The sequence below is a fragment of the Halomonas sp. 3D7M genome, assembly GCF_014897885.1.
Classification (GTDB): Bacteria; Pseudomonadota; Gammaproteobacteria; order Pseudomonadales; family Halomonadaceae; genus Vreelandella.
The window spans coordinates 1-1,385 of sequence record NZ_JABUZF010000105.1 but is presented as its reverse complement, the minus strand read 5'-3'; the positions used below and the strand labels follow the sequence as shown (position 1 = coordinate 1,385).

1 pseudogene is annotated in these 1,385 nt (G+C 57.5%); it reads left to right on the top strand.

What is annotated here, in order from left to right:
• Positions 1-1,385, top strand: a pseudogene (locus INT22_RS04670) (FAD-linked oxidase C-terminal domain-containing protein); the annotation flags it as partial.

The following is a 1,385-nucleotide window of genomic DNA, read 5'->3' as shown; positions in this document are numbered from 1 at the left end:
CAAGCTCTCCTACGGTATGTTTGGCCATGTCGATGCGGGGGTACTACACGTGCGCCCGGCGCTGGATATGAAAGATCCCGAACAGGAAAAACTGATTCGTGAGATTTCCGATCAAGTGGCAGCCCTGACCCAGAAGTACGGCGGGCTGTTATGGGGGGAGCACGGCAAAGGTGTGCGCTCGGAGTACGGCCCCAAATTCTTTGGTGAGTTATACCCCAGCCTGCAGCGCGTTAAAGCCGCGTTTGATCCGCATAACCAGCTAAACCCCGGCAAAATTGCGTCTCCCGCTGAACACCATGAACTAATCGCCAAAGACAGCGATCCTGAACTGTTAACGGTTGATGGCGTCACCCTGCGCGGCCAGTTGGACCGCACCATTGATGAACGAGCGTGGCAGGCCTATGACGCGGCGGTGTACTGCAACGGCAATGGTGCCTGCTACAACTATGACCTTGATGACCCCATGTGCCCTTCCTGGAAGGCCACTCGTGACCGCGTGCATTCGCCCAAAGGCCGTGCCAGCTTGATGCGTGAGTGGCTGCGTCTGCAGTCCCAGGCAGGGATCGATGTCGTTGAGGAGTCGCGCAAAAAGAAAACCGAAAACGGCTGGGGCTTTATTAAAAGCTTTCCGCTACGCGTCGCCAATACGCTCAGCCGCAAACAACACCACGACTATTCTCACCAAGTTTACGATGCCATGGCGGGCTGTTTGGCGTGTAAATCCTGTGCAGGCCAGTGCCCGATTAAGGTCAATGTGCCGCAGTTTCGTTCAATTCTCACCAAGTTTACGATGCCATGGCGGGCTGCTTGGCGTGTAAATCCTGTGCCGGCCAGTGCCCAATTAAGGTCAACGTGCCGCAGTTCCGTTCGCAGTTTTTAGAGGTCTACCACGGCCGCTATTTACGCCCGCTGCGCGATTACATCATCGGCGGCACCGAGTTTATGTTGCCCACGCTTGCCAAGGTGGCGCCGCTGTATAACGCCCTACTCAACCAGCGCTGGGTCGATAGCCTAATGCGTAAAGGGCTGGGAATGAGCGACTCCCCGCAGCTTTCCCGCGCCAGCGTGAAAAAGCAGCTGCGCGCCTGGGGCGTGGCCGAAGCTACGCCCACCTCGCTTGCACTGCTGACTGAACAGCAGCGTGCCAACAGCGTGATCATTGTCCAGGATGCCTTCACCAGCCACTTTGAAGCCAAGCTGGTGTTGGATGTGGTGGAACTACTGTCGCGGCTCAACCTGCGGGTGTTCGTGATGCCATTTTCTGCCAACGGCAAGCCGCTGCAAGTGCAGGGCTTTTTAGGCGCCTTTGAGCGCACGGCGGAAAAACAGGCCAAGCGCCTGCGGGCACTGGCAGAGTTCGACGTACCCATGGTGGGGATCGACCC